Raw genomic sequence first — 6,724 nt, 5'->3', positions numbered from 1 at the left:
GTCCTGTCGGGACGCTCCCCCCTCCGGCCTTTGAGCGTGGTCAGCCGGCTGCCGGGAAGTGTCCTTCCTGTACGAAGAAGTCGACGTACGTGGCGAACAGTTCCTCGGTCAGCGGCGGGCACTCGATCCCCGTGCCCTCCAGCGCCGCCTCCGTCTCCGTGGTGTCGATGGGCGGATAGAAGGCGTCCGAGTCCGCGGTCATCATCTCGAACGCGTGCAGGAGCGGCAGCAGCGCGTTGGTGCGGTCGGCCCGCACCGCCGCGCTCCACTCCTCCCGGCCCATGTCGCGCAACCGGTAGCCGAGGCCGCGCAGTTGGGACACGCAGTCGGACAGGCTCAGAGAACTCCGGTTGAAGAGATGGAAGGTGCCGCCGGCCGTCTCGGGCCTGACGGAGATCCCGATGATCGCCGCGCTGACGTAGTCGACGGGCAGCAGGTGGAAGCGGCCCTCGGTCCCGGACGGCACGGCCCGCGCCTGGAGCAGCCCCTTGAGACTGAGCCAGACGAAGTCACGGGTCTGGCAGGCGCCGTTGCGCCGGTCACCGGAGATGACGTCCACGCGGTAGACGGAGACGGGTATCCCCCGTTCCCTGGCCAGCCCGACGATCTGCTCGGCGACCCACTTGCTCTGGAGATATCCGCTGGGCAGCGCCTCGGCCGGGCCGGTGGGATCGGTCACCTTGAGCGGTACGCCGGCGGTGACAGGGCCGTCGAAGACGCCCACCGTGGAGACATAGTGGACGGGGACCGTGCGATGGCGCGCCGCCAGCCGCAGGATCTCCTCGGTGCCACGGACGTTGGCCGCCCGCAGCGCCGTGTACGGGTGCAGCCAGTGGACCGTCGCTCCCGCGTGGTAGACGACATCTGCCGTGCGGGCCAGTGAGTCGAAAACCTCCGGAGCCAGGCCGAGTCCTTCCTCGGCGAGGTCACCGACCAGTACGGAGAGCCGGTCGGGGTCGACGGCGTCCCAGACCCGGTACCACTCCAGGCTCGCGCGCAGCCGCTCGTACGCCGCCGCCTCGTCCTCACCGCGCACCAGGCAGTGGATCCGTGCCTCCGTGGTGAGCATCAGATCGCGCAGCAGGAACGCGCCGAGGAAGCCGCTCGCTCCCGTCAGCAGGATCTCCCGCGGATCCGCGGTGGGGCTCACGGTCTCGGCCGCGGGCCTGATGTCATCGGCGAGGCGGATGTCCGCCGCGTGGTCGACGGTGTCCGGGGCCGCGCCCTGCGAGCCGGAGCCGGGTCCGCCGCCCGCCGCGAGGAGCTCCGTCAGCAGCCGGGCGGCCAGGGCCCCCGGGGTCGGATGGTCGAAGACGAGGGTCGCGGGCAGCCGCAGACCGGTCACGGCGGCGAGCCGGTTACGGAGTTCCACCGAGGTGAGCGAGTCGAAACCGAGCTGGGTGAAGGGCCGTTCGGGATCGATGCTCCGGCCGCCGCCGTGCCCGAGGACCCCCGCCATGGCATCGAGCAGTGCCTTCAGTACCCTCTCCCGCTGCTCCGCCCCGGTCAGACCGGCCAGCCCGTCGGCCAGGCCCGCCGCGTCGTCGGCGGCGCGGGCGACACCGCGTACCGGGGTACGGACGAGGGAGCGGAGCACCGTGGGCACCTGCGGCTGTCCGCGGAGCACCGTCAGATCCAGCGGGGTGGCGACCGCGTCGGGGTGGCCGAGCCGGAGCGCGAGATCGAGCAGCGCGGGGCCCTGCTCGGTGGCGACCGGGCGGAAACCGCTGCGGGCGATACGCCGGAGATCGGTCTCGGTCAGTCCCCCGGTCAGTCCTGAGGTCTGCTCCCACAGGCCCCAGGCGAGGGAGACGGCCGGCAGTCCCTGGGCGGCGCGGTGCCGGGCGAGCCCGTCGAGGAAGCTGTTGGCGGCGGCGTAGTTGGACTGGCCGGGTCCGCCGATCACGGCGGCGACGGACGAGAACAGCACGAAGGCGGTCAGATCCAGCTCGCGGGTCAGCTCGTGCAGATGCCAGGCGGCGTCGGCCTTCGGCCTCAGCACACCGTCCAGCCGCTCCGCGTTCTGCGCCGCGATCAGTCCGTCGTCCAGAACGCCGGCGGTGTGGACCACCCCGGTCAGCGGATGCTCGCGTGGCACGCGTGCCAGCAGCGCGGCGAGCGCCGCACGGTCGGAGACATCGCACGCCTCGACCGTGACCGTGGCCCCCAAGGCCGTCAGCTCCGCCGTCAACTCGGCCGCTCCGGGGGCCTGTTCGCCACGTCGGCTGACCAGAAGCAGATGGTTCACACCGTGCTCGGTCACCAGATGCCGGGCGAACAGCCCGCCGAGGGAGCCGGTGCCGCCGGTGATCAGCACCGTACCCCCGGAGCCCCAGAGCGGCTCCGGGCCGATGTCGCCGCGCGGGACGCGGGCCAGACGGGGCAGGAGAACCGTGTCGTCGCGAAGGGCGGCCTGGGCCTCACCGGTGGTGAGCAGACGGGAGAGCAGCGCGTCCGTGGCCGCGTCCATGGCCGTGGTCGCGTCGGACGGCAGATCGACGAGGACGATACGGCCGGGCGCCTCGGACTGCGCCGAGCGCAGCAGCCCCCAGGCCGCCGCACCGCCCAGATCGGTGACGTCGTCGCCGTCGGAGACCGCCGTCGCACCGGAGGTCAGGACCACCAGGGGGACATCGGAGAGCCGGTCCTCCGCGAGCCACTCCCGCACCAGTGCCAGCGCGCGGCCGGTGGTGTCCCGGACCGCAGCGGGTGTGTCGGCGGTCCCGTCCTCGGAGGCGGTCCCGTTCCCGGAGGTCAGATGGACGCGTACGGCGTCGACCGGGGCGCCGGAGGCGATCGCGGCGGCAGCCTCGGCGACCGTCGCGTAGTCGGCCGTGGCCCGCCCCGCGCTGCCGAGCGAGGCCCACCGGACTCCCGTGCCGACGGCGGGCGGGAGGGGGTACGGCGTCCACACCATCCGGAACAGCGCGTCATGGGGACGGGTCCTCGCGGAGGCGAGGCCCTCGGCGTCGAACGGACGCACCGTCACGGCGTCGGCCTCGGCGACGAGCCGCCCGGTCGGATCGAGGAGTCGCACCGCGAAGGCGGCGCCGTCCGCGGGGGACCCGTCCACCGGGGAGAGCTGGGCGCGAAGGGTGGTGGCGCCGGTGGCGTGAAGACGTACGCCCCGCCACCGGGCGGCCGTTCCCGCGCGTGCGGCCGGACCGTCGGCACGGTCCGTGGGGCCGGTGAGCAGCAGCGGCTGGAGCGCGGCCTCCAGCAGCGCGGGATGCAGCCCGTACTCGGGGGCCCGCTCCGCCGGGGCGGCGGGCAGCACGATCTCGGCGAACAGGTCGTCGCCGCGTCGCCACACTCCGGTGAGGCCCTGGAACGCCGGTCCGTACTCGGTGCCCGCTTCCGCGAGGCGGAGGCGGACATCGGCCGCCGGGAGCGGTTCCGCGTCGGCCGGTGGCCACTGCGGCGCCGCCCCGGGAGAGGGCACCGGGGTGAGCGGACCGGAACTCAGCAGGCCGTGCGCGTGCCGGACCCATGTCGCCCCGGTGCCGTCGGGCCGGGAGTGGCAGGCGAGCGCGCGGTGCCCGGACGCGTCGGGCGCGCCGACCGTGACCCGCAGATGGACACCTCCGCCGGCGGGCAGCACCAGCGGCGTTTCGACCGTGAGGTCGTCCAGGGCGGTGCAGCCGAGCTCGTCGCCCGCCCGTATCGCCAGCTCGACCAGCGCGGCGGCCGGCAGTACGGCCGTACCCCCCACGGTGTGCTCGGCCAGCCAGGCGTGGGTGCGCGCCGACAGCCGGCTGGTGAACACCGCCTCGTCGCTCTCGTCGAGCAGCAGGGCGGCACCCAGCAGCGGGTGCTCGGCCGGCTCAAGGCCGAGCCCCGAGGCGTCCGTGGGCGACTCGGCGGTGTCCACCCAGTAGCGCCGGTGCTGGAACGCGTACGTGGGCAGTTCCACCGTGCGGGCCCCGGTCCCCGCGAAGAACGCCCGCCAGTCGGGCCGCGCCCCGGTCGTGTGCAGCAGTCCGAGCGCGCCCGTCAGAGCGCGCGGCTCGGGCTGGTCACGGCGGAGCGGGGCGATCGCGGCGGTGGTGCCCGGCCGGTCCGTGAGGACGCCTCGGGCGATCGCGGTGAGAACACCGTCGGGACCGATCTCGACGAAGGTCGTCGCGCCCTCCTCGTGGAGGGTCGTCACGGCCTCGGCGAACCGTACGGCCTGCCGGACCTGGGTCACCCAGTAGTCGGCGGACCGCAGTTCGTCCCCGGTGGCGGTCCTGCCGGTCAGTGTCGACACCACCGGAACGCGGGGGGCGCCGTACGAGACGCGCTTGGCCGCCGTGCGGAACTCCTCCAGCATCCCGTCCATGTGCGGCGAGTGGAACGCGTGGGACACCGTCAGACGGCTGGTCCGGGACCCCAGTCCCTCGAAGTGCCGCGCGATCTCCTCGACGGCCTCGGTGTCACCCGATATCACCACGGAGGAGGGTCCGTTGACCGCCGCGATGCCCACCTCGTGCTCACGGCCCACGAGCAGCGCGGCCACGTCCGGCTCCGCGGCGCCCACCGCCACCATCGCACCGCCCCGGGGCAGCGCCTGCATCAGCCGGGCGCGGGTGGCGACCAGCCAGGCGGCGTCCGTCAGATCGAGCACACCCGCCACATGCGCGGCGGCCAGTTCGCCCACCGAGTGCCCCGCGACCGCGTCGGGGGTCACTCCCCAGGACTCCAGCAGCCGGAACAGCGCCACCTCAAAGGCGAACAGAGCGGGCTGGGTGAAGCCCGTCTCCGCGAGCAGCGCGGCCTCGGCCGACCCCTCCACGGCGAACATCACCTGCCGCAACGGGCGTTCGAGATGAGGATCGAGGGCCGCGCACACCTCGTCCAGCGCCTTCGCGAACGCCGGATAGGACGCGTACAACTCACGCCCCATCCCCGCCCGCTGGGCACCCTGACCCGAGAACAGGAACGCGGTCCGGCCCGGCGACCGCACCGCGCCCGGCACACCGCTCCCCGGCAGGCCCTCCGCCAACGACCGCAGCCCGGCGACCAGTTCCTCCCGGTCCGCGCCCACGACGGTCGCGCCGTGGTCGTGTGCGGTACGGGTGGTGGCCAGGGAGAGGCCGATGTCGGCGATGTCCACGTCCGGACGCGTCTCGGCGAACTCGGACAACCGCGCCGCCTGGGCACGGAGAGCGTCCTCGGTCCTCGCGGAGAGCGTCCAGGGCACCACGGGCAGCGGCTGTACGGTGCGCTGCCGCTCCTCGGCCGCCTCGCCGTCCTCGGGGGCGGGCTGTTCGAGGATGACATGCGCGTTGGTCCCGCTCACCCCGAACGCGGAGACGGCCGCGCGCCGGGGGCCCTCCGCGCGCGCGGGCCAGGCGCGCGGCCGGGTGAGGAGTTCCACGGCCCCCGCCGACCAGTCGACCATGGGCGTCGGTTCCGTGACATGCAGGGTCGCGGGCGCCACACCGTGGCGCATCGCCTGCACCATCTTGATCACACCGCCCACACCGGCGGCGGCGACGGTGTGACCGATGTTGGACTTCAACGAGCCGAGCAGCAGCGGCTGTTCGCGCCTCTGCCCATAGGTGGCGAGCAGGGCCTGTGCCTCGATGGGATCCCCGAGCCGCGTCCCGGTGCCATGGGCCTCCACCGCGTCCACATCGGCGGCCGTCAGACCCGCGCTCGCCAGCGCCTGCCGGATCACCCGTTCCTGCGAGGGACCGTTCGGGGCCGTGAGTCCGTTGCTCGCGCCGTCCTGGTTCACCGCGCTGCCCCGTACGACCGCCAGCACCCGGTGGCCGTTCCTGCGGGCGTCGGCGAGCTTCTCGACGACGAGCAGGCCGACGCCCTCCGACCACGAGGTCCCGTCGGCCGACGAGGAGAACGACTTGATGCGGCCGTCGGGGGCCAGCCCCTTCTGGCGTGAGAAGTCCACGAATCCGCCGGGTGTCGCGGTGACGGTGGCACCGCCCGCGAGGGCGAGCGCCGACTCGCCCCGGCGCACCGACTGGACCGCCAGATGCAGGGCGACCAGCGACGACGAGCACGCCGTGTCCACCGACAGCGCGGGGCCCTCAAGACCGAAGGTGTAGGAGATCCGGCCGGAGGCGACGCTGCTGAGCTTGCCGGTCATCAGATAGCCCTCGAACTCCTCGGGCCCTTCGAGTCCCAGATAGCTCTGCTCCACCACACCCGCGAAGACACCGGTTTTTGACCCCTTGAGGGTGGCGGGGTCGATCCCGGCGTTCTCGAACGCCTCCCACGCCGTCTCCAGCAGGACCCGCTGCTGCGGGTCCATCGCCAGTGCCTCACGCGGGGAGATACCGAAGAAGCCGGCGTCGAACAGCGCGGCTCCTTCGAGGAATCCGCCCTCGCGGGTGTACGAGGTGCCTGGCTCCTCCGGGTCGGGGCTGTAGAGCGCCTCCAGGTCCCAGCCCCGGTCGGCGGGGAATCCGCTGATCGCGTCCGTGCCGTCCGCGACCAGCCGCCACAGATCGTCGGGCGAGGCCACCCCGCCCGGGAACCGGCACGCCATTCCCACGATCGCGACGGGCTCCTCGCCGGCGGTCTCCAGCTCGGTGATCCGCTCGCGCGCCTTCTGCAGATCGGCCGTCACCCACTTCAGATAGTCGACCAGCTTCCGCTCTTTGGCCTCGGCCTGCTTCTGCTCATTGGACATGTCTGCGGACATGCGGAATCAGTCACTCCTCGATACGGCAAGATGCCTGGAACGCGGTACGGGCGTGGCGTGGTGCGGCGTGGCGTG

General features: G+C 73.2%; 1 protein-coding gene. It reads right to left on the bottom strand.

The features are described from left to right. Positions 1 to 40: 40 nt before the first annotated feature. Positions 41 to 6,649 carry a thioester reductase domain-containing protein gene (locus ACWGDX_RS26735; RefSeq protein WP_453629520.1) on the bottom strand — a complete coding sequence of 2,203 codons (6,609 nt, stop codon included), beginning with the start codon at positions 6,647 to 6,649 and terminating at the stop codon, positions 41 to 43. Positions 6,650 to 6,724: the final 75 nt, after the last annotated feature.

This window comes from Streptomyces sp. NPDC055025 (assembly GCF_053608565.1).
This window is presented reverse-complemented; position numbering and strand designations above follow the sequence as displayed.